The sequence below is a fragment of the Microbacterium sp. zg.Y1084 genome (genome assembly GCF_024623595.1).
Classification (GTDB): domain Bacteria; phylum Actinomycetota; class Actinomycetes; order Actinomycetales; family Microbacteriaceae; genus Microbacterium; species Microbacterium wangruii.
This window is the reverse complement of record NZ_JANJGV010000014.1, coordinates 1-24,875: the sequence shown is the minus strand read 5'-3', so window position 1 is coordinate 24,875 and position 24,875 is coordinate 1. Positions and strand designations below refer to the sequence as shown.

Below are 24,875 nucleotides of genomic sequence, written 5' to 3'. Positions count from 1 at the left end.
GAAGAGTCTCGGCGCTCAGAGGTCGTCGGTGATCTGCCCGGCGTACGCGGCGAGACCTCGCCGCAGCGCGACGTAGATCTCGCGGACCGAGGCATCCTGCCCGAGTTCGGCCCGCCGCACCCACTCGTCGAACGCCAGTCGCACGGTGCAGCCCACGGCGGTGATGAGGGCGCGGGCGGTGAGCACGTCGGCATCCGCCTTCGCCGCGTCGACGGCGGCATCGGTGAGCGCGTCGGCGCCCGCTGCCTCGTTGCGCAGCGCCACGGCCAGCAGGGCCGGCTCGCTCTGCACCAGCCGACGCACCCGCAGGGAGTGTGCACGACCCTCCGGCGCCTGCGCATCGAAGGCTTCGAGCAGGCGCAGCCAGCCGGTATCGAGCGCGGCCGCGACAGGAGCACCGGCGCGGATCGCGGCGAGCGTCTCGCGGCGCACGGCGGCGGCGGTGTCGTCTTCGGGGGCGAAGACGGCCTCCTCCTTCGTCGCGTAGTAGCGGAAGAACGTTCGGGGCGAGATCCCGGCGGCCCGGGCGATCTCATCGACCGTGGTCGCGGCGACACCCTTCGCCTCGAACAGCTCGAGCGCGGCATCCGAGATATCACGCTGCGTCTCGCGACGGCGGCGCTCGCGCAGCCCGACGGGCTCGTCGGCGAGCGCTGCGCGGTGCGGGGTGCCGGTGTCCATGCGGCCAGTGTACAGATTGCGCCAACATGGCACGCACTGCCAGTATTGTTGCTTCGTCGGCATCCGACACCTTCCCCTCGCATGGCGCCGCACGCGCGCGAGTGCTCAGCAGAAAGACTTTCGTGACCCTCGAGAAGACCCCTCCCACCACGGACACCCCCACGCCCACCGGCACCGCGCCCGTCATCGTGCGCCCCGGCGTCGTCATCGCCCTGCTCGTGATCTCGGCGTTCGTCGTCATCCTCAACGAGACGATCATGAGCGTCGCGCTGCCGAGCCTCATGACCGACCTCGCCATCACCGCGAGCACCGCCCAGTGGCTCACCACCGGCTTCCTGCTCACGATGGCCATCGTCATCCCGCTCACCGGCTACCTGCTGGCGCGCTTCCCGCTGCGACGGGTGTACCTCTCCGCCATGAGCCTGTTCACACTCGGCACCCTCATCGCTGCCCTCGCCCCCGGGTTCGAGATGCTGCTGGCCGGCCGCATCGTGCAGGCCTCGGGCACCGCGATCATGATGCCGCTGCTGTTCACCACCGTGCTGTCGATCGTTCCGGCGACCCACCGTGGACGCATGATGGGCGTCATCTCCATCGTCATCGCCGTCGCGCCGGCGATCGGACCGACCGTCTCGGGCGTCATCCTCTCGGCGCTCAGCTGGCGGTGGCTATTCTGGATCGTGCTGCCCATCGCCCTGATCGCGCTGACGCTCGGCGCCCTCTGGGTGCGCAACGTCACCGAGACCCGGCCCGCGAAGTTCGACGTGCTCAGCGTGCTGCTGTCGGCCGTGGGCTTCGGCGGCCTGATCTTCGGGCTCAGCTCCATCGGCGAAGCGGCGTCGGGCAACGCACCGGTGCCGGTGTGGATCCCGCTCGCCCTCGGCATCCTGGGGCTCGTCGCGTTCGTCGCCCGCCAGCTGCAGTTGCAGAAAACCGACAGCGCGCTGCTGGATCTGCGCACCTTCACGTCCAAGTCGTTCAGCCTCGCGGTGACCCTTGTCGTCGTCGTGATGGCTGCGCTCTTCGGCTCGCTCGTGCTGCTTCCCATCTACCTCACCGACGTGCTGGGCCTCGAGACGCTGACCATCGGGCTCATGCTGCTGCCCGGCGGCGTGCTGATGGGCGTCATCGCGCCGGTCGTGGGCTCGCTCTTCGACAAGTACGGGCCCACCCCGCTCGTCATCCCCGGCATGATCGTCGCCGCTGCGGCGCTGTGGGGAATGACGACGTTCGACGAGTCGGCCACGATCCCCTGGATCATCGCGGTGCACATGACGCTGAACCTCGGGCTCGGCTTCGTGTTCACGCCGCTGCTCACCTCGGCGCTCGGCTCGCTTCCGCGGTCGCTGTACCCGCACGGCAGCGCGATCGTCGGGACGATCCAGCAGGTCGCCGGCGCCGCCGGCACCGCCGTGTTCGTCACGCTCATGTCGGTGCAGGCCGCCGCGTCGCTGGCGGAGGGTGCGAGCGCGGTCTCGGCCGTCGCCTCCGGCGTGCACCTGGCGTTCCTCACCGGGGCGATCGTGGCGTCGGTCGCGGTGATCCTCGCGTTCTTCGTACGCAAGCCGGCGACCCCCGACGACGCCCCGCACGACGAGGCGCTCGTCGCCCACTGACCGCACGGGCATCGAGAGGGGCCGGCAGCACTGTGCTGCCGGCCCCTCGTCGTCGGATGCCCTCGGGGCTACGCGCGGGCGGGCAGCATCGCGAGCAGCCATCCGGCGCTGCGCACCCCGGCGCCGGCGTCGATCGCGCGCCGGGACAGTTCCCGGTCGGCCGTGACGACCACGACCCGGCGACCGAGCGACACCAGTCGGGATGCCTCGTCGACGATCGCGTCGTCGCCCGCGGCGGGAGCGCGCACGACGTGCACGCCGGCCGCATCGCCGGCGGCGCGAGCCGCGCCCTCGAGCACCACCGACACCTCGGGGAACCACTGCCCGGCCGGAAGCTCCAGCTCAGCGGCATCCACCCCGGCGCGCGCCCACGTCGCCACGCGCACCATCAGCCGCGCCGCCGCGCCGGGCCGGTCGCGCCACCAGCCGTCGGGCACCGACCCGACGACGTTCGCGGCATCCACCACCACGGCGGGGCGCACGTCGAGCAGGGCCCGCAGCCGCGGCCATGCATCCGCCAGCCCGGGATGCAGCGGGTAGCCCGCGACGTCGGCCACCGGCACCCACGCGAGCTCTCGGCTCTCCGCGTCGCTGATGACCGGCTCGAACGGCTCGACGACGTCGGCCAGCACCGTGCCGTAGCTCCAGATGCCGAGGTCGAGCATGCTCAGCAGGCGCGGACGCACGGCCCCCGCCGGCACGCCGGCTTCTTCCGCCGCCTCGCGCAGGGCGGCGTCGCCGGCGCTCTCGTGCTCATGGCGCGCCCCGCCCGGGAGCCCCCACGTGCCACCGAAGTGACTCCACGACACCCGATGCTGCAGCAGGATGCCACGCTCGGCATCCAGCGCCAGGAGCCCCGCCGCACCGAAACGACCCCAGTACCGGGTGCCGTCGTCGGCCACCACCCACGCATCACCGGGGTCGCGCGGGCCGTCGGGGCGGCGCGGCTCATCCGAGGCGGGAGGAACGATGGTCACCTCTCCACCCTGTCACACCCACCCACGACACCCGCGATACACCCGAGAACGGCGGAATATCGGGAGCGCCACGCGATGCTGTGCGAGCCCACAATCCGCGGGCCGTCGATCCCGAATGACGCTGTGGCCACTACATATGGGATGAGACACAGGTCAGACCACATACATATAGTGGTGGTCCGCCTCCGCCTGAGAGGCGCTGAACCGCTCGCAGAGGATGCCATGACCCCGCCCTCCCTTCCCCCCGCACCCCGCACGATCCCCGTGGCCGCCGCCGTGAACGAGTACCTCTCTCGCGCCGACTGGCGGGTCAACGCCAACGCGAACCAGGGGTACTCGCTGGGCGGCCTCATGCTCAACGCGTCGGGCAAGATGATCGCCAACTACTGGCTCGACGAGGTCTATGCCCCCGAAGCCGGCGCCGCGCATCGCGACGGCGACCTGCATATCCACGACCTCGACATGTTCGCGGGGTACTGCGCGGGGTGGTCCCTGCGCACGCTGCTCGAGCAGGGCTTCAACGGCGTTCCCGGCAAGATCGCGTCGCGACCGCCGAAGCACCTCTCGAGCGCACTCGGTCAGATGGTGAACTTCCTCGGCACGTTGCAGAACGAATGGGCCGGAGCGCAGGCGTTCAGCTCGTTCGACACCTATCTCGCCCCCTTCCTGCGCCTCGACGCCCTGACGTACGACCAGGTGCGCCAGGCGATGCAGGAGTTCGTCTACAACCTCAACGTCCCGTCGCGCTGGGGCACGCAGACGCCGTTCACCAACCTCACGTTCGACTGGACCGTGCCCGACGACCTCGCCACCCAGCGACCGCTGATCGGAAGCCGGGTGTGCGACTTCACCTACGGCGATCTGACGCCGGAGATGTCGATGATCAACCAGGCGTTCATCGACGTGATGAGCGAAGGCGACGACGACGGCCGCGCCTTCACCTTCCCGATCCCGACCTACAACATCACGCCCGACTTCCCGTGGGACGACCCGGTCGCCGACGCCCTGTTCGCAATGACGGCGAAGTACGGGCTCCCCTACTTCCAGAACTTCATCAGCTCCGACCTCGACCCCCACATGATCCGGTCGATGTGCTGCCGGCTGCAGCTGGATCTCACCGAGCTGCTGAAGCGTGGCAACGGCCTGTTCGGGTCGGCGGAGCAGACCGGGTCGATCGGCGTCGTCACCATCAACTGCGCGCGCCTGGGTTACGTGCACGCCGGCGACGAGGCGGCGGCGATCGCGCGCCTGGATGAACTGCTCGACATCGCCCGCGACAGCCTCGAAGCCAAACGGGTCGTCATCGACCGCCACATCGAGGGTGGCCTGTTCCCCTACACGAAGCGCTACCTCGGCTCGCTGCAGAACCACTTCTCGACCATCGGGGTCAACGGCCTCAACGAATTCGTCCGCAACCTCACCGGCGACGCCGACGACATCGCCACGCCTGCCGGGCGGGCCATGGCCGCCCGCCTGCTCGATCACGTGCGAGAGCGCATGGTCGAGTTCCAGGAGCAGACCGGGCACATGTACAACCTCGAGGCGACACCCGCCGAAGGGGCGACGTACCGTTTCGCCAAGGAGGACATCGCCCGCTTCCCCGGCATCCGTCATGCCGGCACCCCGCAGAACCCGTACTACACCAACTCGTCGCAGCTGCCGGTGGGGTTCACCGACGATGCGTTCGAGGCGATGGCGCTGCAGGAGGAACTGCAGGGCAAGTACACCGGCGGCACAGTGCTGCATCTGTACATGGGCGAGGCGCTGGCATCCGCACAGGCGTGCAAGACCCTGGTGCGGCGGTCGCTGGAGCGCTTCCGCCTGCCCTACCTCACCGTCACGCCGACGTTCTCGATCTGCCCGGCGCACGGCTACCTGTCGGGCGACCTGCCGCAGTGCCCCCGGTGCGGCGCGGAGTGCGAGGTCTGGACCCGGGTGATGGGCTACTTCCGCCCCGTGTCGTCGTTCAACATCGGCAAGCGGGGCGAGGCCGCCGAGCGCGTGTACTTCGATCAGCACCGGGCGGATGCCGCGCCGCAGCTCGTCGGAGCGCCCGCGTGACCACCCCCACTGCCGACACCCTGCGCATCGCGGGGCTGACGCGCCTGTCGAGCGTCGACTGGCCGGGCCGCCTCGCGGCCACGGTCTTTCTGCAGGGATGCCCGTGGGACTGCTTCTACTGCCACAACCCGGCGCTGATCGCCCCGCGCGCCACCCCCACGCTGACATGGGAGGAGGTCGCCGTCTTCCTCGACACCCGGCGCGGACTGCTCGAGGCGGTGGTGTTCTCCGGCGGCGAGCCGACGATGCAGGCCGCCCTGGCCCTCGCGATGGCCGACGTGCGCGCGCGGGGGTTCGCGGTGGGGTTGCACACGGGCGGCGCGTATCCGCGGCAGCTGGCGCGCGTGCTGCCCCTCGTGGACTGGGTGGGGCTCGATATCAAGGCCGCCACCGCTGACGCGTACACGGCGGTCACCGGTCGCCCCGGCGCAAGCGAGCGCGCCTGGCGGTCGCTGGAGCTGGTGCTGGCCGAGCAGCGCCGGCGCGAGGGCGGCGACCGGCCCCTCGACTACGAGGTGCGCACCACCGTGCACCCCGACGCGATCGATGAGCCCGGCCTCACGGCGCTCGGATGCCGCCTGGCGGAGGCCGGCGTGCGCACCTGGGCGGTGCAGCGCTTCCGCGAGACCGGCACGCGGGTGCCGCTCCCCCGCGGGGCGCGCTCGACGCGCGCGGTCGCCCTCGACGGCATCCCCACGGCCCGGTTCGAGAGCGTCACCGTGCGCTGACCCGGTTCGTGCCTGGCAGGGCGCCGGCCTCGCGTCCGCGCTGTGCCGCCGAAACGCACGAGCCCACACCGGGGGCACGAACCCACACCGGCGGCACGAGCCCACACCGGGGGCACGAGCCCACACCGGGGGCACGAGCCCACACCGGGGGCACGAGCCCACACCGGGGGCACGAGCCCACACCGAACGCACGAGCCCACACCTCCCGCGCGCACGGGGAGTGTGGCTTCGTGCGTTGCGTGTGGGTTCGCGCGCGCATCCGTCCCCACGGGCGTGCCCACGCGCGCGGCGCGTGTGGGCTCGCGCTACCCGTGTGGGTACGCCGCCCCGGCGCCCGCGACCACCCACGCGCCCGCGCCCGACCCCTTGCTCGCGCACCACCGGGCCCGGCTCGCACGAACCCACACCGAAGGCACGAGCCCACACGTCCCGCGCGCACGGGCAGTGTGGGCTCGTGCCTTACGTGTGGGCTCGCGAGCGAATCAGGGGCCCACGGGAGTGCTCACGCGCGCCGTGCGTGTGGGCTCGCCCGTCCCCTGAGGGGCCGCGCGCGCACCCGCATCCCACCGCCGCCGGGACCCGGCCCGCGAAACCACGAACGGGGCGGGACATCGCGCGGTACGCGGCATCCCACCCCGAAAGTGGTGTCTCAGCGGACGCGAGAGCCAAAAGGCACCCGCGACCGGCGACTCAGCGCTGGCGCTTCTCGCGCACCCGCATGTTGATGACGATCGGCGTGCCCTCGAAGCCGAAGAGCTCGCGCAGGCGCCGCTGGATGAACCGGCGGTAGCCCGGGTCGAGGAACCCGGTCGTGAACAGCACGAATGTCGGCGGACGCGTGGATGCCTGCGTGCCGAACAGGATGCGCGGCTGCTTGCCACCGCGCAGCGGGTGCGGGTGCTCGGCCACGAGCTCGGAGAGGAACGCGTTGAACTTGCCGGTGGGGATGCGCTGATCCCACGACGCCAGCGCCGTCTCGAGCGCGGGCACCAGCTTGTCGAGGTGACGACCGGTGAGAGCCGAGATGTTGACGCGCGGGGCCCACGCCACGTGGGCGAGGTCCTGCTCGATCTCGCGCTCGAGGTAGCGGCGACGGTCCATGTTCTCCATGTCGTCGTCGTTCAGGCGATCCCACTTGTTGAACGCCAGCACGAGGGCGCGACCCGATTCGAGCACGAGGTCGATGATGCGCACGTCCTGCTCGCTCAGCGGCTGGCTGACATCGAGCACGACCACGGCCACTTCGGCCTTCTCGAGCGCCGCGGAGGTGCGCAGCGACGCGTAGAAGTCGGCGCCCTGCTGCAGGTGCACCCGGCGACGGATGCCGGCGGTGTCGACCAGGCGCCAGAGCTTGCCGCCCAGTTCCACGACCTCGTCGACCGGGTCGCGGGTGGTGCCCGCCAGCTCGTTGACGACGACGCGCTCTTCGCCCGCGGCCTTGTTCAGCAGCGACGACTTGCCGACGTTGGGCCGGCCGAGGATCGCCACGCGGCGAGGCCCGCCGATCTCCTGCTTGGCGACCGCCGACACCTCCGGCAGCACCTTCATGACCTCGTCGAGAAGGTCGGCGACGCCGCGGCCGTGGATGGCCGAGACGGGGTACGGCTCGCCGAGGCCGAGAGCCCAGAGGGCGGCCGCCTCCGGCTCGTGGCGCTGGTCGTCGATCTTGTTCGCGACGAGGAAGACCGGCTTGCCGCTCTTGCGCAGCAGCTTCACGACGTGCTCATCGGTGGAGGTGGCGCCCACCATCGCGTCGACGACGAAGAGCACCACGTCGGCGAGGTCGATCGCGATCTCGGCCTGCGCGGCGACCGAGCGGTCGATGCCCCGGGCGTCGGGCTCCCAACCGCCGGTGTCGACCAGCGAGAACCGGCGGTCCATCCACTCGGCCTTGTACGTGACGCGGTCACGGGTCACGCCGGGGGTGTCCTCCACGACGGCCTCGCGGCGGCCGAGGATGCGGTTGACCAGCGCGGACTTGCCGACGTTGGGGCGACCGACGATCGCGACCACCGGCAGCGCCGGGGTGTATTCCACACCGTCATCGCCGCGCGCGACACCGGCGAGCAGCCCGGCGTCTTCGTCGTCGAGCTCATAGTCCGACAGCGAGGCGCGCAGGGTCGCTGCGCGCTGCTCGGCAAGGTGCTCGTCCATGTCGGCGAGCTTCTCGGCCAGGTTGTCCGGGCCGCCTTCGTATTCTTCTTCAGCGCTCATGGTGCGCTCCCGTCTCTGCGCGGACGACGTCGAGTACGGCGTCCACTGTCTCGTCGAAATTCAATGCGGTCGAGTCGACGACCGTCACGCCGGGGGCGGCGGTCAGGAAGTCCACGACCTTGGCGTCGGCGGCGTCACGGCGGTGCAGCGCGTCGGCGACCGCCGTGGCATCCTGCGTCGTGATCTCGGCGCTGCGCCGCGCGGCGCGCACCTCGGGCGCGGCGGTGAGGAGAATCCGCACCGGCGCGTCGGGGGTCACCACCGTTGTGATGTCGCGGCCCTCCACGATGACGCCCGGCAGTGCGGACGTGGCCACCAGCGCCCGGAACATGGCGTTCACGGCTTCGCGCACCGCCGGCACCCGTGCGACGCCGCTGACCGCCTCGGACACGCGCGGCTCACGGATGGCGCCGGTCACGTCGACCGTGCCGACCCTCACCCAGTAGTCGTCAGGGTCGAGGGAGATCGCGAAGTCGAAGTCGCCGGCGACCTCGAGCACCGCAACGGCGTCGGAGGTGTCGATGCCGTGCGACAGCGCATGCCAGGCCAGGGCGCGGTAGGCGGCGCCGGTGTCGAGGTAGCCGAACGACAGCCGCCGGGCGGCCTGCTTGGACACGCTGGACTTGCCGCTTCCGGCGGGGCCGTCGATCGCGACGACGAGGGGGCCACCCTCGCTCGAAGCGGAGCCGTGGGAGGTGTCAGTCATTGGTGCTCGCAATCTTCCAGCCCCGCTCCGTCAGACCGTCGACGGTCCGGCGCACCGCGGCGGGGACGACGCTGACTTCCGCCAGGCCGAACTGTGCGCCCGGAGAGTGCTCCAGGCGCAGGTCCTCGACGTTCACGCCGAGGACGCCGAGGTCGCCGAACAGGCGACCCAGCTGGCCGGGGCGGTCATCGACCATCACCACGACGGGCTCGAAACGGCGGTTCTGCCCGTGCTTGCCGGGGAGTCGCTCGACGCCGTCGTTCCCGCGCCGGATCGTCTCGGCCACCTCACGACGGGCGCCGGGCACCTCGGGTTCGCGCAGCGCGGCCGACACGGCCGTGAGGTCGGCGGCCAGCGCGTCGAGCACGTCGACGACGGGCGCGGCGTTGGCGCCGAGGATCTGCACCCAGAGCTCGGGCGCGGATGCCGCGATGCGCGTGGTGTCGCGCACGCCCTGACCGGCGAGGCGCAGCGAACCCTCCGGCGCATCGACGAAGCGGCCGGCCAGCAGGCTCGCCACCAGCTGCGGCACGTGGGAGGTGAGGGCGACGGCCCGGTCGTGCTCTTCGGGACTCATCTCCACCGGCATGGCGCCGAGGTCGAGGGCGAGGGCTTCGACGGCGGCGAGGTCGCCCGGTCGGGTCTCGCCGTCGCGGCACACGACCCACGGGCGGCCGACGAAGATGTCGGCGCGGGCGGCGATCGCACCGCCCCGCTCGCGGCCGGCCAGCGGGTGGGAGCCGATGTAGCGGGTGAGGTCGACGCCCCGCTCGCGCAGACGCCGCAGCGGCTCGAGCTTGACGCTCGCGACATCGGTGACGACGGCCTGCGGGTGGGCGTTCAGTTCCCGCTCGATGACGTCAGCGGTCACGTCGGGCGGGACCGCCACGACGACGAGGGCGGGCATGTCATCGGGGCGCGCGGCACGGCCGGCGCCATAGTCGATGGCCAGGCGCAGCTGCGCGGGCGACGTGTCGTCGAGCACGACGTCGATGCCGCGGGCCCGCAGCGCGTGGCCGATGCTCGAACCCAGCAGCCCGGCGCCGACGATGCGGACGGGGCCCTGCACGCGCGCAGCGAGCGGCCCCGTCGTCGAATCGGTCACTGGCTCTCCTGGTCACCCGGCGACGGCTCCTCCGTCGCGGCGCGCGCCAAAGTGAGCAGCGCGCCGCGTTCCACTGTAGTCAACTCGCGGGCGCGCCCCGCCGGGAGGGTTCCCAGGTGCAGCGGGCCGAACTGGCGTCGCACGAGCTCGATGACGGGGTGGCCGACCTCGCTCATCATGCGCCGCACGATGCGGTTGCGACCGGAGTGCAAGGTGAGCTCGACCAGGCTCGTCTCGCCGGAGGTGTCCAGCAGCCGCGCCTTGTCGGCGGCGATGGGCCCGTCCTCCAGCTCGATGCCCTTGGTGAGCCGGGAGATCGTCTGCGCGGTGACCCGGCCGGACACCTTCGCGATGTACACCTTGGTCACGCCGAACGAGGGGTGTGCCAGCACGTGGGCGAGGTCGCCGTCGTTGGTGAGCACCAGCAGGCCGGAGGTCTCGGCATCCAGGCGTCCGACGTTGTACAGCCGCTCCGGCCAGTCCTTCGTGTACCGGCGCAGGTCGGGCCGGCCGTTCTCGTCCTTCATCGTGCTCACCACGCCGGTGGGCTTGTTGAGCATGACGTAGCGCTTGGACTGGTCGAGCTGGATGACCGTGCCGTCCACGTCGATGAGGTCGCGCTCGGGGTCGATGCGCGACCCCAGCTCGGTGACGACCTGCCCGTTCACCCGCACACGTCCTTCGACGATGAGATTCTCGGACACCCGCCTCGACGCGACCCCCGCGTTCGCGAGCGCCTTCTGCAGCCGTACACCCTCGGTGTCCATCGTCGTCTTCTCTCCCTCTGATCGTGTGGGGTCGTCGTGCTCGGTCATCGCAGACCCTCCACGTCGAACCCGTCGGCGCCGTCGTCCAGCAGCGGCGAAATGTGCGGCAGCTCGTCGAGCGAGTTGATGCCGAGGTTCACCAGCAGTGCGTCGGTGGTGCCGTAGTTGATCGCCCCGGTCTCGGGGTCGGTGAACAGTTCGGTGATGAGGCCGCGCGCGACCAGGGTGCGCACGACGGAGTCGACGTTGACGGCGCGGATCGACGCCACCTGGCTGCGGGTCACCGGCTGCTTGTACGCGATGACGGCGAGGGTCTCCAGCGCCGCCTGCGACAGCCGGGACGGCGCCTGCGCGTTGACGAACTCGGAGACGAGGTCGTCGTGCTCGGCGCGCACGTACAGCCGCCAGCCGCCGCCCACTTCACGCAGCTCGAAGCCGCGCCGGGGACCCGGGCCTTCGCCGTCGTAGTCGGCCACGAGCATCCGGACCGCCTGGCGCACGGTGTCGACGGGCGCGCCGACGGCGGCAGCGAGGTGCACGATCGGCTGCGGCTCGTCGACGACGAGCAGGATCGCCTCGAGGCGCTGGGCGACGGATGCCGCATCCTGCGGCCGCGGCGCGGGCTGCTCGGCGTCGTCGGTCGCGGAGAGCGCCCCGGCGTCGGGCGTGGGCGTTTCATCGGTCATAGTCGGCTCCCAGAGAGGCGAGGCTGTCATCCGACCAGCGTTCGGCGGTCCAGCGCAGGGTCAGTTCGCCGAGCGGCTCCAGCTGCTCGAACGACAGGGCGGCGTGGCGGTACAGCTCGAGCACCGCGAGGAAGCGGGCGACGACGACACCGGTCTGCGTGACGCCCGCGATGAGGTCACGGAAGTTGAGGGTGCCGGCATCCCGCAGCAGCGTCACGACCACCGCGGCCTGCTCGCGGATCGACACCAGCGGCGCGTGCAGGTGATCCAGCCCGACGTGCGGGATCTCTTTCGGCGTCATGGCGAGCACGGCGAGGGCGGCGAAGTCCGCGGGCGAGAGGGTCCACACCAGTTCGGGCACGGCGCGACGGTACTTCTCCTCCAACGGCACCGAGCGGGTGTGCCGCCGGTCCTCGGCCTGCAGCCGCGCGGCGAACCAGGTGGAGACTTCCTTGAAGGCGCGGTACTGCAGCAGTCGCGCGAACAGCAGATCGCGCGCCTCGAGCAGGGCCACCGATTCGGCGTCCACGAGCTCGCCCTGCGGCAGCAGTCCGGCGACCTTCATGTCCAGCAGCGTCACCGCCACGACGAGGAACTCGGATGCCTCGTCCAGCTGCTCCGCGGTCTGCATGCTGCGCAGGTAGGCGATGAACTCATCGGTCACCTTGCTGAGCGCGACGTCGGTGATGTCCAGCTCGTGCTGCGAGATCAGCGACAGCAGCAGGTCGAAGGGACCGTCGAACACGTCGAGCGAGACGCGGAAGCCCTCGTCTGCGCCGGGCCCGGCGGCGGCATCCGTCGAGGCCGCGTCGTCGGGCGTCGTGCCGGCACGGGATTTCCCGGCGGGCACCACGTCGGCAGGGAAGACGGCAGGGGTCGCGGCGACCTCGTCGTCAGGCGACGGCGCCACGGGCGACCAGCTCCCGCGCCAGCCGCAGGTAGGCCTGGGCGGCAGGGTGCTCCGGCGCGAACTCGGTGATCGGCACGCCTGACACCGAGGCGTCCGGGAACTTCACGGTGCGGCCGATGACCGTCTCGAGCACGTCGTCGCCGAACGCGTCGACGACCCGCTCCAGCACCTCACGCGAGTGCAGGGTGCGGGGGTCGTACATGGTGGCCAGCACGCCGTCGAGCGTGATGGTGGGGTTGAGGCGGTCCCTCACCTTGTCGATCGTCTCGATGAGCAGAGCGACGCCGCGCAGCGCGAAGAACTCGCACTCCAGCGGGATGAGCACCCCGTGGCTGGCGGTGAGGGCGTTGACGGTCAGCAGCCCCAGCGAGGGCTGGCAGTCGATGAGAATGACGTCGTACTCCCCCGCGACCTTGCGCAGCACGCGGGCGAGGATCGTCTCACGGGCGACCTCGTTGACGAGGTGCACCTCAGCCGCCGACAGATCGATGTTGGCCGGAAGGATGTCCAGGCCCTCGACGCCGGTGGGCACGATGATGTCGTGCGGGTCGCGCTTGGTGTCCAGCAGCAGGTCGTAGATCGTGGGGATCTCGTGCGTGTGCACCCCGAGCCCCGCCGACAGAGCGCCCTGCGGGTCGAAGTCCACGGCCAGCACGCGGCGGCCGTACTCGGCCAGCGACGCCGCCAGGTTGATCGTGGTCGTCGTCTTGCCGACGCCGCCCTTCTGGTTGCACAGCGAGATGATGCGGGCGGGCCCGTGCCCATCGAGCTTCGGTGGCGTCGGGAAGCCCTGGTAGGGGCGGCCGGTGGGACCGATCGGGGTGTCCCCCGCCGCGGTCTTCGCCGTTTGTGCCTTGGTCGCCACCGATGCTCCTGCCTGTGCTTCGCCTGCAACGATTCTAATCATCGCGACGACGATCGCCGGAGGGCGCGCGGCGGCGTGCCCTCCGGCGATGCGGACGTCAGCGGGCGGAGCCGGCCAGGCTGCCGGTCACTTTCTCGCCGCTGGGGTCGTAGACCATGCAGAGGATCTCGCGGTCGCCCTGCTCCCACGACTGCTCGCTGGGGTACATCGGCCAGTAGTCCAGCGCGGACTCCTCGTAGGCGATGCCCACGAAGTCGGCGAACTCGGCGATGCAGGTCTCGCCTGCCTCGCTGACCAGGGCGTCCTCGCCCGGGTACTCCGGGTCGGTGGAATCGAACGTGTAGTAGACCTCGTCCTCGTGCGGCTCGCTGCAGGGCACGACGGGGACGCTGTCCACCTGCGTCGTGTCGCTGAGCGCGGAGGTGTTCAGGCAGTCGCCGAGGGAGATCGAGAAGACGTCGACGGCTTCGCCGCTTTCGTCGGGCTGGCTGCTCTCGTCGCCGTCGACGCGCACGGCGCCGGAGGTGTCGGGCGTGGTGGCGCAGGCGCTCAGCGAGGTCAGGCCGATGACGAGCAGGGCTGCGGCGGCGAGGTGCGGACGGACGAGCTTGATGGTGGTCACGTTCTTCTCCGTGTCGGTACGTCGTTTTCACGAGTTGTCACGTCGATTTTGGCGGATGCCGAGGGCGGCGCGTCTTCCGCTACCATTCTCCCGCGCAACGGCCCGACCTTCTATGGGCCCGCCTGTGCGGCCGTGCGGGAGGACCCCGCGGACACGGTCAGAGGCTGCCGAGCACGTCCAGCCGCACCTGGGCGACGACGGCGATGAGCGCGTAGTTCAGCACCGTGATCAGCGGCGCCCAGGTCAGCAGCGCGGCGCCGAGGCGCGGCATCCGCCCCCACACCCCGTCACGCAGCGCCCACGCGAGGGTGAACCAGAACAGCGGGATGGTCACCAGCCACACCACCATGCACCACGGGCACAGCGAGCCGTATTCGAAGACGCTGCGGTAGGCGAAGAGGTGCACGAGCAGGAAACCGCCCAGCAGGAACAGCGTGTACACCCGCCAGAACCACCGCCGCATGCCGCCGGGGGCCGCGAGCGCGCTCACCCCGGCGTAGAGAGGCCCGAGGAACAGCACGATGCCGATGATCGAGTTGCTGAACCCCAGCAGGTTGCCGCCGGGCGAGAGCAGGTTCGGTCCGCAGGTGACCAGCACGCTGATCTGGCAGGAGATGAGGGGGTCGGCGCCGGTGAGCTGGCCGATGTACTCCTGGTAGAGCAGGAACGACACCACCCAGCCTGCCAGGGCCGCGACGATCCAGAAGACCGCGAGTCCGCGCGGCGGACGGAGAGTGGCCGTACCGGTGGTGGGCATGCCCCCAGTCTGGCGACACCCACGGCCTCGCGCCCACCCCCGCGCCGTGCAAACCCCGCCCCCGCCCCGCCCCCAACCGTGAGCGTCGGAGCCGCGCGGGCGGGCGGGGGGTCAGCGGGCGCGCGGGTGGGACGTGACGTAGACGTCGCGCAGCGCGTCGGGTGAGACGTAGGTGTAGATCTGGGTCGTCGCCACCGAGGCGTGGCCGAGCAGCTCCTGCACGACGCGCACGTCGGCTCCGCCCTGCAGCAGGTGCGTCGCGAAGGAGTGCCGCAGCGTGTGGGGCGACACGTGCGCCGTCAGCTGCGCCCTCTCGGCCGCCTTGCCGATCACCGCCCACGCGCTCTGCCGCGACAGCGGGGCGCCCCGCACCCCGAGGAACAGCCGCGGCGTGGCCCTCCCCCGGCGCGACAGCTCCGGCCGCGCCCGCGTGAGGTAGGAGTCGACGGCGGTGCGCGCATACGACCCGATCGGCACGATGCGCTCCTTGTCGCCCTTGCCCCGCACCCGCAGCACGTCGCCGTGGGCGAGGTCGTCGACGTCGAGCTGCACGATCTCCGAGATGCGGGCACCCGTGGCATACAGCAGCTCCAGCAACGCGCGGTCGCGGATGCCGACGAGGTCGCCCGCGGCGGCATCGGATGCCAGGGGCCCCGACGCGTCGAGCAGGGCCTCGACCTGCGCGATCGTCAGCGCCTTGGGCAGTCGCCGGGCCGCCTTGGGCGGGCGCAGGCGGCCGGTGGGGTCGCCGGTGGCGATGCCCTCCCTCGCCAGATACCGGTGGAAGGAACGCACGGCGGACTGCAGGCGGGCGAGGCTCGCCGCGGCGGGCGGCGGGTCGGCCGCCGCCCGATCGGCGATGAACCGCGTCACGACGTCGGCGGTGATCTCGTCGGTGTCGGCGATGCCCTGCTCCCCCAGCCACCGCGCATACGCGTCGAGGTCGCGGCGATAGGCGGCACCGGTGTGCTCGGACAGACCGCGCTCGATCGCGACGTGCCGGAGGAACGCGTGCACCGCGCGATCGACCTGCATGTCAGCGCCCGGCAGCTCCGGCCCGGCGCAGGTGCTCGGCCGCGGCGAAGGCGCCCAGCGCGAGCACGCCGTTGCGCACCCGCCCGGCCAGCACCGCGGTGATCACGTCGTCGACGGCCACCCACTCCACCCGGATGTCCTGCTCCTCCTCGGTGCGCTCATGCACCTGCGGGGCAGCGGACAGTCCGCGCGCCAGGAACACGTGCAGCGTCTCGTCGCTGCCCCCGGGACTGGTGTGGAAGCTCAGCAGGGGCTCCCACTCCGCCGCCACGAGGTCCGCCTCCTCCGCCAGCTCGCGCTTCGCCGTCTCGGCCGGCGGCTCGCCCTCGACGTCGAGCAGCCCGGCGGGCAGCTCCCAGTCGCGGGCGCGGATCGGATGCCGGTACTGCTGCAGCACCAGCATCCGGCCCTCATCGTCCAGCGCGACGACCGCGACGGCACCGGTGTGCTGCACGTAGTCGCGCACGATCTGCCCGTCGCCGTAGCGGACGGTGTCGTGGCGCACGTCCCAGACGTGACCGGAGTAGACCAGGTCGCTCTGCTCGACCTCGCACGAGACCGGTTCGTCGCGCAGCCAGCCGGCGGTGTCGTCAGTCATTCTCGACGTCGAACAGCTCGCTGGCACGGTGCCGCTCCACGGCGGCGGCCACGAGCCCGCGGAACAGCGGGTGCGGGGCGGTCGGACGCGAACGCAGCTCGGGGTGGGCCTGGGTGGCGATGTAATACGGGTGCACGTCGCGCGGCAGCTCGACGTACTCCACGAGCCCCAGGTCGGGGTTGATGCCGGAGAAGACGAGCCCGGCGTCGGCGATCTGGTCGCGGTAGCGGTTGTTGACCTCGTAGCGGTGACGGTGACGCTCGTAGGCGACGTCCGAGCCGTAGAGCTCCGCCGCCAGCGATCCCTCCGCCAGCTGGGCGGGGTACAGGCCCAGACGCATCGTGCCGCCCAGGTCACCGCCGGCGAGGATATCGACCTGCTCCGCCATCGTAGCGATGACCGGGAACTCGGTGTCGGGGTCGAACTCGCTCGACGACGCGCCTTCGAGCCCGGCGACGGACCGCGCGTACTCGATGACCATGCACTGCAGGCCGAGGCAGATGCCGAGGGTGGGGATGCCCTGCTCGCGGGCGAACCGCAGCGCCCCGAGCTTGCCCTCGATGCCGCGGATGCCGAAGCCGCCGGGCACCACGATGCCGTCGACACCCGCCAGCGCCTTCGCCGCACCCTCGGGCGTCTCGCACAGGTCGGACGGGATCCAGGTGATCTTGACCTTGGTCTCCTGCCCGAAGCCGCCCGCCTTCAGCGCCTCGGTGACCGAGAGGTACGCGTCGGGAAGGTCGATGTACTTTCCGACCAGGCCGATGGTCACCTCGTGCTTGGGGTTGTGCACGGCCTGCAGCACGGTGTTCCAGCGCGTCCAGTCGACCTCGGCGGCCTTGGTCAAGCCGAGGGCGCGCACGATGTACTCGTCGAGTCCCTGCTCGTTGAGCATGGTCGGGATGTCGTAGATGCTCGGCACATCGACGGCGTTGACGACGGCATCCTCGTCGACGTCGCACATGAGCGCGATCTTGCGCTTGTTCGACTCGGTGACGGGACGGTCGCTGCGCAGCACGAGCGCGTCGGGCTGGATGCCGATGGAGCGCAGCGCCGCGACGGAGTGCTGGGTGGGCTTGGTCTTCTGCTCGCCCGAGGCGCCCATGAACGGCACCAGCGAGACGTGCACGAAGAACACGTTGCCGCGACCGAGCTCGTGGCGGATCTGACGAGCGGACTCGATGAACGGCTGCGACTCGATGTCGCCGACGGTGCCGCCGATCTCGGTGATGATCACGTCGGGCTGCGGCTCCTCAGAGGCCTGCAGGCGCATGCGGCGCTTGATCTCGTCGGTGATGTGCGGGATGACCTGCACGGTGTCGCCGAGGTACTCGCCGCGACGCTCCTTGGCGATGACCTGCGAGTAGATCTGGCCGGTGGTCACGTTGGCGGCCTGACTCAACTCGATGTCGAGGAAGCGCTCGTAGTGCCCGATGTCGAGGTCGGTCTCGGCGCCGTCGTCGGTCACGAAGACCTCGCCGTGCTGGAACGGGTTCATCGTTCCGGGGTCGACATTCAGGTAGGGATCGAGCTTCTGCATCACCACGCGCAGTCCGCGCGCGGTCAGAAGGTTGCCGAGGCTCGCGGCGGTCAGGCCCTTACCCAACGAGGAAACGACACCGCCCGTCACGAAGATGTGCCTGGTGGTGTCGTTCGAAATGATGCCCGCGGTAGAAGTTTCCGTCACGGGCTTTCATCCTATCAGTCCGGCGGCGCCCAAGCTGAGCAGTTCGCGCGCGTGGGTGAGTGCGGCCTCGGAATCGGTCATGCCCGACAGCAGCCGCGCCATCTCGGCCTCGCGATCTGCGCCCTCCAGGCGGCGCACGCTGGAGGCGGTGACGGAGCCGTCGTTGGCCTTCACCACGCTGAGGTGGTTGGTGGCGAAGGCGGCGACCTGGGCGAGGTGGGTGACCACGACGACCTGCGACGACTCCGCCAGCCGCGCCAGCCGGCGCCCCACCTCGATCGCGGCGGCACCGCCGATGCCGGCATCCACCTCGTCGAAGACGAATGTGGGAACCGGCTCGGTGGCGGCGATGACGACTTCGAGGGCGAGCATGACGCGGCTGAGCTCGCCGCCCGACGCGCCCTTGGCCACCGGGCGCAGGTCGGCGCCCGGGTGCGGCGCGAGGAGGATGGTGACATCGTCGCGGCCGGCAGCGGAGGCGGCGCCGGGGGCCACCTCGACGACGAGACGGGCGTCGGGCAGCGCCAGCGCCCGCAGCTCGGCGGTGACGGCGGTGCCGAGCCGGCCGGCGGCCGCGGTGCGGGCGGCAGTCAGCGCCGCGGCGGCGGCGTCGAGGACGGATGCTGCGGCGTCACGCTCCCGCTCGAGCCGCGCGATGCGGTCGCCGTCGTCATCGAGTTCCGCCAGGCGCGCCGAGCCGTTCTCGAGCAGCGCGATCGCGGCGTCCACGGTGCCGTGCACGCGGGTGAGGGTGGCCAGCTCCGCGCGGCGCGCCTCGACGCGCGCGAGTTCCTGGGGGCCGGTCTCATCGAGGTCGGCGAGGTAGCCCGAGAGGCTCTGAGCGAGGTCCACCGCGCGGTAGCCGATGTCGGCGGCCTGTTCGGCGAGGGCCGCGAGGGTGTCGTCGCGGTCGGCAGCGCGCTCGAGAGCACGCCGCGCCTCGGCGGCCAGCACCGCGACATCCGGCGCGTCGTCGTCCGAGGACAGCGCGGTGTGGGCGGAAGCGGCGGCGATGCGCAGCTCCTCGACGTGCGACAGGCGCTCCGCGCGGCGGGCCAGCTCGTCGTCCTCGCCCGGCTGGGGGTCGACGCGCTCGATGTCCGCCAGCAGCAGGCGCAGCTCCTCGGCCTCGCGGGCGCGGGTGTCGCTCTCGCCGGTGAGGTGGGTGAGTTCGGCATCCAGACCACGCCACGTCTCATAGGCCTCGCGATACGCCGCCAGGGCATCGGCGACGGGGGCGCCGCCGAAGCGGTCCAGGGCGTCGCGCTGCGCCACCGACGAACGCAGCCGCAGCTGGTCGGACTGCCCGTGCACGACGACCAGTTGATCGGCGAGATCGGCGAGCACTCCGGCCGGCGCGGTGCGGCCACCGACGGTGGCGCGGCTGCGGCCCTCACTCGAGAGCGTGCGGCCGAGGTACAGCTCGGCATCTCCCCCGCCGATGGGCTCGAGATCGCCGCCGGCCTCACGCACCCGCTCCGCGACGGCGCCGTCTTCCGGGACGATCCACGTGCCCTCGACGGACGCCTGCGCAGCTCCCGAGCGCACCGCACCGGAGTCGGCGCGCTGGCCCAGCAGCAGCCCGAGGCCGGTGACGACCATGGTCTTGCCGGCGCCGGTCTCGCCCGTGATCGCCGTGAAGCCGCGCCCCATGGGCAGTGTGGCCTGCGCGATGACGCCCAGGTCGCGCAGGCGGATCTCCTCGATCACGCGGTCTCCTCCCCCGGCGCGGCGGCGGTCACGGTGCCTCCGCGTCGACGGGCCCGGCGGGGCCGCGCCAGCCGGTGACGGGCAGCTGGAACTTGCGCACCAGCCGGTCGGTGAACGCGGCGGGGTGCAGCCGCGCGAGCCGCACCGGGCTGGGCGATCGACGCACCACGACGCGCGCACCCGGCGGCAGGTCGTGCGAACGGCGCCCGTCGCACCAGAGCACGCCGATCCCGTTGTTGCGGTGCAGCACCTCGATCGCGACGGCCGCGTCGGGGCTGACCACGAGCGGGCGGGCGAACAGGGCGTGGGCGGACAGCGGAACGACCGTGATCGCCTCCACGGTCGGCCAGACGACCGGTCCTCCTCCGGAGAAGTTGTAGGCGGTCGAGCCGGTGGGGGTCGAGACGACCACGCCGTCGCAGCCGAAGCTCGACAGCGGCCGGCCGTCGATCTCGATCACGACTTCCAGCATCCGCTCGCGGCTCGCCTTCTCCACCGTCGCCTCGTTCAGCGCCCACGTCTCGTAGATGACCGTGTTGCCGGCATCCTTCACGCGCACCGACAGCGCCAGGCGCTCCTCGACGTCGTAGTCGCGGGCGATGACGCGGCGCACCGCGTCGTCCATGTCATCCCGCTCGATCTCCGCGAGGAAGCCGACATGGCCCATGTTGATGCCGAGCACCGGCGCGGTGCAGTCGCGCACCAACTCCGCGGCCCGGAGGATCGTGCCGTCCCCGCCCAGCACGATGGCCAGTTCGATGTCGGAGACGTCGACGTCGGTGCCGAGTGTCGCGACACCGGTGAGGTCGACGCCGACGCCCTCGAGGTCGGCCCGGTCGTCGGCGGCGAGCACGGGGCGGGCGCCCGCGGACTGCAGCGCCTGCATCACCCGGCGCGCCGCGTCGGCGTTGTCGTCCCGGTGGGCGTGCACGACGACGAGGATGCTGCGCTCGGGATGGGTCATTCGATCTCCGCCAGTCGGTTCACGGTGCCCAACCATTCTGTCGGATTGCCGTCGACGCCCGGGCGGAGATGCACGAGATACTCGACATTGCCGTGGGTGCCCGCCAGCGGCGAGGCGATGAGGCCACAGGTGCCGAGCCCGGCATCCCACGCCGCCCACAGCACCCCGGCGGTGGCGTCGGCGCGCAGCCCGGCGTTCTTCACGAGCCCCTCGCGCACCCCGGTGCGCCCCACTTCGAACTGCGGCTTGATCAGCAGCACGATGTCCGCATCGGGTGCACTGACGGCGGCGACCGACGGCAGCACGTGGCTGAGCGAGATGAACGACAGGTCGCCGGTGACGACGGTGGGCGCACCGGCGACCCCCGCCGCCTCGGCCAGGGAGGCCGCCGTCATGTGCCGCACGTTGAAGCCCTCGACCACCCGCACGCCCGGGTCGGCGGCGACGGATGCCGCGAGCTGGCCGTGTCCGACATCGACGGCGAGCACGGGGTCGGCGCCCCGCTCCCGCAGCACCTGGGTGAAGCCGCCCGTCGACGCGCCCATGTCGAGGGCGAGCCGCCCCCGCACGTCGATGTCGAACGCGTCGAGGGCGGCGATGAGCTTGTGCGCGGCGCGGCTGACGTAGTGGTCGGAGGCGGCGACGACGATCTCGGCGTCGTCGTCCACGCGCGCCGACACCTTCACCTGCGGTCGTCCGTCGACGCTCACCAGGCCGGCGGCGATCAACTGCGCGGCGTGGGTGCGCGAGCGCGCCAGTCCTCGTGCGGCGACGACGGCGTCCAGGCGGGCGGTCATGCCGCCGGGTCTGCGGGACCGGACTGCAGGCGCCGGGCCAGTTCGTCGTGCAGGGCCGCGTACCCCTGGGCGCGCTCCCCCAGCGGCTGGTCCTCGATCACCTCGATCGCCGACAGCAGGTCGTCGCGCGGCTGCGGCTGCTCAGGATCGAGCGCGGCGGCGTCGGGTGCGGCATCCATCGGCATGCCCCCAGGATAGGCGCTGGCGCGCCGGATCAGGGGCGGTGGAACGGGTCGGCGTACAGTCGCTCGGGCACACGGAAGCCGAAGATCCCGCGACCGGTCGCCCAGATCGCCGCAGCGCCCGCGCGCACCAGGTCGATCGGGCGGGAGCCTTCGGAGAGGATGTGGATGTCGGGACCGTCGATGCGCACCGACGCATCGCGCACGGTCGTGACATCGCCGATAGTCTTCACCTCGGGGTACGGCTCGTGCAGCTCCCGAAGGTCGCCGAGGATGTAGGTGGGACGCGAGTGCGGGGGCGCTGCGAGCACGTGCTTCGGCCGGTCGACGCCCGTGAGCACCAGCACCGACGGGATGCCGGCGGCCTGCGCTCCGGCGATGTCGGTGTCGAGCCGGTCGCCGAGGAAAAGCGGGCTGGACGCGCCGAAGCGGGCCACGGCCTCGTCGAAGATGGGCTGCTCCGGCTTTCCGGCGACCACCGCGAGACGACCGACGGCCGTGTGCACCGCCGACACCAGCGTGCCGTTGCCCGGCGCGAGGCCCCGCGCCTGCGGGATCGTCCAGTCGGTGTTGGTGGCGATCCACGGGATGCCGCCTTCGTCCTCGGGGAGGGCGAGCGCGTACGCGGCTTCGGCGAGATGCTGCCAGCCGACGTCGGGGGCGAACCCCTGCACGACCGCTGCCGGAGCGTCCTCGGCGCTGCGCGTCACCGCGTAGCCGGCTTTCTCCACCTCGACGGTGAGACCGTCACCACCCACGACCAGGATGCGCGCGCCCGGGGCGACCCGTTCGCGCAGCAGCCGCATGGCCGCCTGAGGGCTGGTGACGACGTCCTCGGGGCGGGTCCCGGTGAGGCCGAGGTCACGGAGATGTCCGGCGACGGTGGCATCGGTGCGGGAGGCGTTGTTCGTGATGTAGCCGAGCCGCCGGCCCTCGCCGGCACGCTGCAGGCTCTCCACCGCGTGCGGCAGCGGACCCGGCCCGGCGTAGACCACGCCGTCGAGGTCGGCCAGCACCGCGTCGACGCCGTCGAGCGGCGTACGCTCAGCGGCTGCGGCCGAACGGGAGAACAGCCTCATCACGCCTCCGGGTCGTGGTCGAAGAGCGTCTCGCTCTTCGGGTCGATCGAGTCATCGGATGCCGGCGCCTCGGCGTCAGGATCCGGCGCCACCTGCGGCTCGGACTCGAACTCGGAAACCGGCTCCGACGACGCCTGCGCCTCATCAGCAACCGCCTCATCAGCAACCGCCTCATCAGCGGACTGCGGCGCGATGTCGTCTTCCTCGAGCGTGATCTCCTCCACCTCGTCGACGACCTGCACCTCGTCATCGGCCGGGCCGCCGAGGGCCGCCTCGATGACCTCGGCGGCGACGACCGCGCGATGCTGCCACTCGGCGGCCTCGCTGTCGCGGCCGAGTTCTTCGAGCACGGCGGCGCGGGCGGCGAAGAGCGCGGGGCTCCACTCGAACGCCCGGTCGGGGTCGAGTTCGGGGATGTCGAGTTCGGTGAGCGCACGCTCCGGCTGGCCGAGGTCCAGCTGAGCGCCGGACATGGCGATGGCCAGCTCCACGCGCGCGGGCGTGGGGAGGGTCGCGCGATCGACGGAGCGCCCGACCTCGAGCGCACGGTCGGGACGACCGACGCCTCGCTCGCTGTCGACCATCAGCGCGATCTGGTCGTCGCGTCCGGAGATGCGGCGGTAGGTGCGCAGCTCCCGCAGCGCCAGGGCGAAGTCGCCGATGGCGTACGCGGTGATCGCGGCCGTCTCGCGTGCGACGGCGATCCTGCCGGCACGACGGGTGGCCGCCAGCGCGTGCTCGTGCGCCAGCTGAGGGTCCTCGTCGATGAGCTTTGCTGCCATCGCGAGGTGGCGGCCGACCTGCTCGGCGTTCTCCTTGCTCAGGGTCTTCAGCTCGTTGCGCGCCGACGGATGCAAGTCGCGTGCGGTGACCTCATCGGGGATCTGCGGTCCGGACTCGCGCTGCTCCTGCGGCGGTCGCGAGACGCGCCGATCGTCGCGGGCGTCGAAGGGGCGGCCACCGCCGTCGCGAGGGGCGTAGGGCTTGCGGTCGCCATCACGCTTCTCGTACGGGCGACGCTCACCATCGCGGGGCGGGTACGACTTCCGCTCACCATCGCGCGGCGGGTAGGACCGACGCTCGCCATCGCGAGGCGGGTACGACTTACGCTCACCATCACGGGGCGGATACGACCGACGCTCACCATCGCGGGGCGGGTACGACTTCCGCTCACCATCGCGCGGCGGGTAGGACCGACGCTCGCCATCGCGCGGCGGGTAGGACTTCCGCTCACCATCACGGGGCGGATACGACCGACGCTCACCGTCGCGAGGGGCGTACGGCTTGCGGTCGCCGTCGCGCGGCGGGTAGGACTTACGCTCACCATCGCGGGGAGGGTACGACCGACGCTCACCGTCGCGAGGGGCGTACGGCTTGCGGTCGCCGTCGCGCGGCGGGTAGGACTTACGCTCACCGTCGCGGGGAGGGTACGACCGACGCTCACCGTCGCGAGGGGCGTACGGCTTGCGGTCGCCGTCGCGCGGCGGGTAGGACTTACGCTCACCGTCGCGGGGAGGGTACGACTTCCGCTCGCCGTCGCGGAGAGGATACGACCGACGCTCACCATCACGAGGCGCAGACGGCTTGCGATCGCCGTCGCGCGGCGCGTAGGACTTACGCTCACCATCACGGGGAGGGTACGACTTCCGCTCACCGTCTCGAGGCGCATAGGGCTTCCGCTCGCCGTCGCGGGGCGGGTAGGAGCGACGCTCACCATCACGGGGAGCATACGGCTTGCGATCGCCATCGCGCGGCGGGTACGACTTCCGCTCACCGTCACGAGGCGCAGAGGGCCTCCGCTCGCCGTCGCGCTTGACGAAGGGCTTACGCTCCCCCTCGCGCTTCTCGTGCGGCTTGTTCTGGCCAGTGTTTCGCCGGTCCGCGGATGCGCCCTTGGGTCGCTGGCGCGCTCCGTCGTCCGGTCGCTGCTCGTCCGTCATCTCGGCTCCTTCCCTATTTGCTTGTAAACGCGAAAAGGCCACCCAACTTTGGGTGGCCATTTCACGGAAGAAGTCCGGCGGTGTCCTACTCTCCCACAGGGTCCCCCCTGCAGTACCATCGGCGCTGAGAGGCTTAGCTTCCGGGTTCGGTATGTGTCCGGGCGTTTCCCTCTCGCTATGGCCGCCGA

24 protein-coding genes and 1 rRNA gene are annotated in these 24,875 nt (G+C 71.5%); 4 read left to right on the top strand and 21 right to left on the bottom strand.

Features of this window, described 5'->3' with window-relative positions:
• Positions 1-15: 15 nt before the first annotated feature.
• Positions 16-681: a TetR family transcriptional regulator gene (locus NQ165_RS14305; protein ID WP_257534036.1), complete on the bottom strand. Its 666-nt coding sequence runs from the start codon at positions 679-681 to the stop codon at positions 16-18.
• Positions 682-803: 122 nt separating this feature from the next.
• Here NQ165_RS14305 and NQ165_RS14300 point away from each other — a divergent pair, with 122 nt between their 5' ends.
• Positions 804-2,297 carry a DHA2 family efflux MFS transporter permease subunit gene (locus NQ165_RS14300; RefSeq protein ID WP_374679400.1) on the top strand — a complete coding sequence of 498 codons (1,494 nt, stop codon included), beginning with the start codon at positions 804-806 and terminating at the stop codon, positions 2,295-2,297.
• Positions 2,298-2,365: 68 nt separating this feature from the next.
• On the opposite strand, the gene NQ165_RS14295 is transcribed toward NQ165_RS14300, so the two are convergent.
• The gene (locus tag NQ165_RS14295; RefSeq protein WP_257534034.1) at positions 2,366-3,274 is read right to left on the bottom strand and encodes an NUDIX domain-containing protein; all 909 of its coding nucleotides are present in this window, start codon (positions 3,272-3,274) and stop codon (positions 2,366-2,368) included.
• Positions 3,275-3,496: 222 nt separating this feature from the next.
• Here NQ165_RS14295 and NQ165_RS14290 point away from each other — a divergent pair, with 222 nt between their 5' ends.
• The gene (locus NQ165_RS14290; RefSeq protein ID WP_257534032.1) at positions 3,497-5,335 is read left to right on the top strand and encodes a ribonucleoside triphosphate reductase; all 1,839 of its coding nucleotides are present in this window, start codon (positions 3,497-3,499) and stop codon (positions 5,333-5,335) included.
• Positions 5,332-6,063, top strand: a complete 732-nt coding sequence (locus NQ165_RS14285) for an anaerobic ribonucleoside-triphosphate reductase activating protein (RefSeq protein ID WP_257534030.1) — start codon at positions 5,332-5,334, stop codon at positions 6,061-6,063. Before NQ165_RS14290 ends, NQ165_RS14285 begins: the two co-directional genes overlap by 4 nt.
• A 690-nt stretch (positions 6,064-6,753) precedes the next feature.
• Here the strand turns inward: NQ165_RS14285 and der are convergent.
• From der to NQ165_RS14195, 18 genes are all read right to left on the bottom strand, one after another.
• Positions 6,754-8,277, bottom strand: coding sequence for a ribosome biogenesis GTPase Der (gene der / locus NQ165_RS14280; RefSeq protein WP_257534028.1), 1,524 nt, complete (start codon positions 8,275-8,277; stop codon positions 6,754-6,756).
• Positions 8,267-8,983, bottom strand: coding sequence for a (d)CMP kinase (gene cmk / locus NQ165_RS14275; RefSeq protein ID WP_257534026.1), 717 nt, complete (start codon positions 8,981-8,983; stop codon positions 8,267-8,269). The genes der and cmk overlap by 11 nt, the downstream gene beginning before the upstream one ends.
• Complete coding sequence (locus NQ165_RS14270) at positions 8,976-10,088, bottom strand: prephenate dehydrogenase (protein WP_257534024.1); 1,113 nt, start codon at positions 10,086-10,088, stop codon at positions 8,976-8,978. The genes cmk and NQ165_RS14270 overlap by 8 nt, the downstream gene beginning before the upstream one ends.
• A complete protein-coding gene (locus NQ165_RS14265) occupies positions 10,085-10,903 on the bottom strand; it encodes a pseudouridine synthase (protein WP_374679399.1) in 819 nt (272 codons plus the stop codon). Before NQ165_RS14265 ends, NQ165_RS14270 begins: the two co-directional genes overlap by 4 nt.
• Positions 10,900-11,541 carry an SMC-Scp complex subunit ScpB gene (gene scpB / locus NQ165_RS14260; protein ID WP_257534023.1) on the bottom strand — a complete coding sequence of 214 codons (642 nt, stop codon included), beginning with the start codon at positions 11,539-11,541 and terminating at the stop codon, positions 10,900-10,902. Before scpB ends, NQ165_RS14265 begins: the two co-directional genes overlap by 4 nt.
• Positions 11,531-12,451, bottom strand: coding sequence for a segregation and condensation protein A (locus tag NQ165_RS14255; protein ID WP_374940949.1), 921 nt, complete (start codon positions 12,449-12,451; stop codon positions 11,531-11,533). The genes scpB and NQ165_RS14255 overlap by 11 nt, the downstream gene beginning before the upstream one ends.
• Positions 12,435-13,316, bottom strand: coding sequence for a ParA family protein (locus NQ165_RS14250; RefSeq protein ID WP_257534020.1), 882 nt, complete (start codon positions 13,314-13,316; stop codon positions 12,435-12,437). The genes NQ165_RS14255 and NQ165_RS14250 overlap by 17 nt, the downstream gene beginning before the upstream one ends.
• A gap of 97 nt (positions 13,317-13,413) precedes the next feature.
• Positions 13,414-13,938 carry a septum formation family protein gene (locus NQ165_RS14690; RefSeq protein ID WP_257534018.1) on the bottom strand — a complete coding sequence of 175 codons (525 nt, stop codon included), beginning with the start codon at positions 13,936-13,938 and terminating at the stop codon, positions 13,414-13,416.
• A gap of 157 nt (positions 13,939-14,095) precedes the next feature.
• On the bottom strand, positions 14,096-14,695 hold the full coding sequence (locus NQ165_RS14240; RefSeq protein WP_257534016.1) for a vitamin K epoxide reductase family protein: 600 nt from the start codon (positions 14,693-14,695) through the stop codon (positions 14,096-14,098).
• A 111-nt stretch (positions 14,696-14,806) separates the two neighbouring features.
• Entirely contained in the window at positions 14,807-15,730 is a 924-nt protein-coding gene (gene xerD, locus NQ165_RS14235) for a site-specific tyrosine recombinase XerD (protein ID WP_257534013.1), read from the bottom strand.
• Between the two features lies 1 nt (position 15,731).
• Positions 15,732-16,328 (bottom strand): NUDIX hydrolase, encoded by a 597-nt coding sequence (locus NQ165_RS14230; RefSeq protein ID WP_257534011.1) that lies wholly within the window; start codon positions 16,326-16,328, stop codon positions 15,732-15,734.
• Positions 16,321-18,015 (bottom strand): CTP synthase, encoded by a 1,695-nt coding sequence (locus NQ165_RS14225; protein WP_257534009.1) that lies wholly within the window; start codon positions 18,013-18,015, stop codon positions 16,321-16,323. Before NQ165_RS14225 ends, NQ165_RS14230 begins: the two co-directional genes overlap by 8 nt.
• Positions 18,016-18,021: 6 nt before the next feature.
• On the bottom strand, positions 18,022-19,725 hold the full coding sequence (gene recN / locus NQ165_RS14220; protein WP_257534006.1) for a DNA repair protein RecN: 1,704 nt from the start codon (positions 19,723-19,725) through the stop codon (positions 18,022-18,024).
• 28 nt (positions 19,726-19,753) lie between these two features.
• Positions 19,754-20,689 (bottom strand): NAD kinase, encoded by a 936-nt coding sequence (locus NQ165_RS14215; RefSeq protein WP_257534004.1) that lies wholly within the window; start codon positions 20,687-20,689, stop codon positions 19,754-19,756.
• Positions 20,686-21,486 (bottom strand): TlyA family RNA methyltransferase, encoded by an 801-nt coding sequence (locus NQ165_RS14210; protein WP_257534003.1) that lies wholly within the window; start codon positions 21,484-21,486, stop codon positions 20,686-20,688. The genes NQ165_RS14215 and NQ165_RS14210 overlap by 4 nt, the downstream gene beginning before the upstream one ends.
• Positions 21,483-21,671 (bottom strand): hypothetical protein, encoded by a 189-nt coding sequence (locus NQ165_RS14205; RefSeq protein ID WP_257534050.1) that lies wholly within the window; start codon positions 21,669-21,671, stop codon positions 21,483-21,485. Before NQ165_RS14205 ends, NQ165_RS14210 begins: the two co-directional genes overlap by 4 nt.
• 29 nt (positions 21,672-21,700) lie before the next feature.
• Complete coding sequence (locus NQ165_RS14200; protein WP_257534002.1) at positions 21,701-22,747, bottom strand: HAD-IIA family hydrolase; 1,047 nt, start codon at positions 22,745-22,747, stop codon at positions 21,701-21,703.
• Positions 22,747-23,604, bottom strand: coding sequence for a tetratricopeptide repeat protein (locus tag NQ165_RS14195; RefSeq protein WP_257534001.1), 858 nt, complete (start codon positions 23,602-23,604; stop codon positions 22,747-22,749). Before NQ165_RS14195 ends, NQ165_RS14200 begins: the two co-directional genes overlap by 1 nt.
• On the opposite strand from NQ165_RS14195, the gene NQ165_RS14190 reads away from it, so the two are divergent.
• Positions 23,599-24,714: a hypothetical protein gene (locus tag NQ165_RS14190; protein ID WP_257533999.1), complete on the top strand. Its 1,116-nt coding sequence runs from the start codon at positions 23,599-23,601 to the stop codon at positions 24,712-24,714. The two genes, NQ165_RS14195 and NQ165_RS14190, sit on opposite strands and share 6 nt — an antisense overlap.
• A gap of 45 nt (positions 24,715-24,759) precedes the next feature.
• Here NQ165_RS14190 and rrf read toward each other — a convergent pair.
• Positions 24,760-24,875 (bottom strand): 5S ribosomal RNA (gene rrf / locus NQ165_RS14185).

Coding starts and splice junctions, on each gene's coding strand:
- NQ165_RS14305 (WP_257534036.1), bottom strand. CDS start 681: ATGGACACCGGCACCCCGCACCGCGCAGCGCTCGCCGACGAGCCCGTC.
- NQ165_RS14290 (WP_257534032.1), top strand. CDS start 3,497: ATGACCCCGCCCTCCCTTCCCCCCGCACCCCGCACGATCCCCGTGGCC.
- der (WP_257534028.1), bottom strand. CDS start 8,277: ATGAGCGCTGAAGAAGAATACGAAGGCGGCCCGGACAACCTGGCCGAG.
- cmk (WP_257534026.1), bottom strand. CDS start 8,983: ATGACTGACACCTCCCACGGCTCCGCTTCGAGCGAGGGTGGCCCCCTC.
- NQ165_RS14265 (WP_374679399.1), bottom strand. CDS start 10,903: ATGACCGAGCACGACGACCCCACACGATCAGAGGGAGAGAAGACGACG.
- scpB (WP_257534023.1), bottom strand. CDS start 11,541: ATGACCGATGAAACGCCCACGCCCGACGCCGGGGCGCTCTCCGCGACC.
- NQ165_RS14240 (WP_257534016.1), bottom strand. CDS start 14,695: ATGCCCACCACCGGTACGGCCACTCTCCGTCCGCCGCGCGGACTCGCG.
- xerD (WP_257534013.1), bottom strand. CDS start 15,730: ATGCAGGTCGATCGCGCGGTGCACGCGTTCCTCCGGCACGTCGCGATC.
- NQ165_RS14230 (WP_257534011.1), bottom strand. CDS start 16,328: ATGACTGACGACACCGCCGGCTGGCTGCGCGACGAACCGGTCTCGTGC.
- NQ165_RS14215 (WP_257534004.1), bottom strand. CDS start 20,689: ATGACCCATCCCGAGCGCAGCATCCTCGTCGTCGTGCACGCCCACCGG.
- NQ165_RS14210 (WP_257534003.1), bottom strand. CDS start 21,486: ATGACCGCCCGCCTGGACGCCGTCGTCGCCGCACGAGGACTGGCGCGC.
- NQ165_RS14205 (WP_257534050.1), bottom strand. CDS start 21,671: ATGCCGATGGATGCCGCACCCGACGCCGCCGCGCTCGATCCTGAGCAG.
- NQ165_RS14200 (WP_257534002.1), bottom strand. CDS start 22,747: ATGAGGCTGTTCTCCCGTTCGGCCGCAGCCGCTGAGCGTACGCCGCTC.
- NQ165_RS14190 (WP_257533999.1), top strand. CDS start 23,599: ATGCAAGTCGCGTGCGGTGACCTCATCGGGGATCTGCGGTCCGGACTC.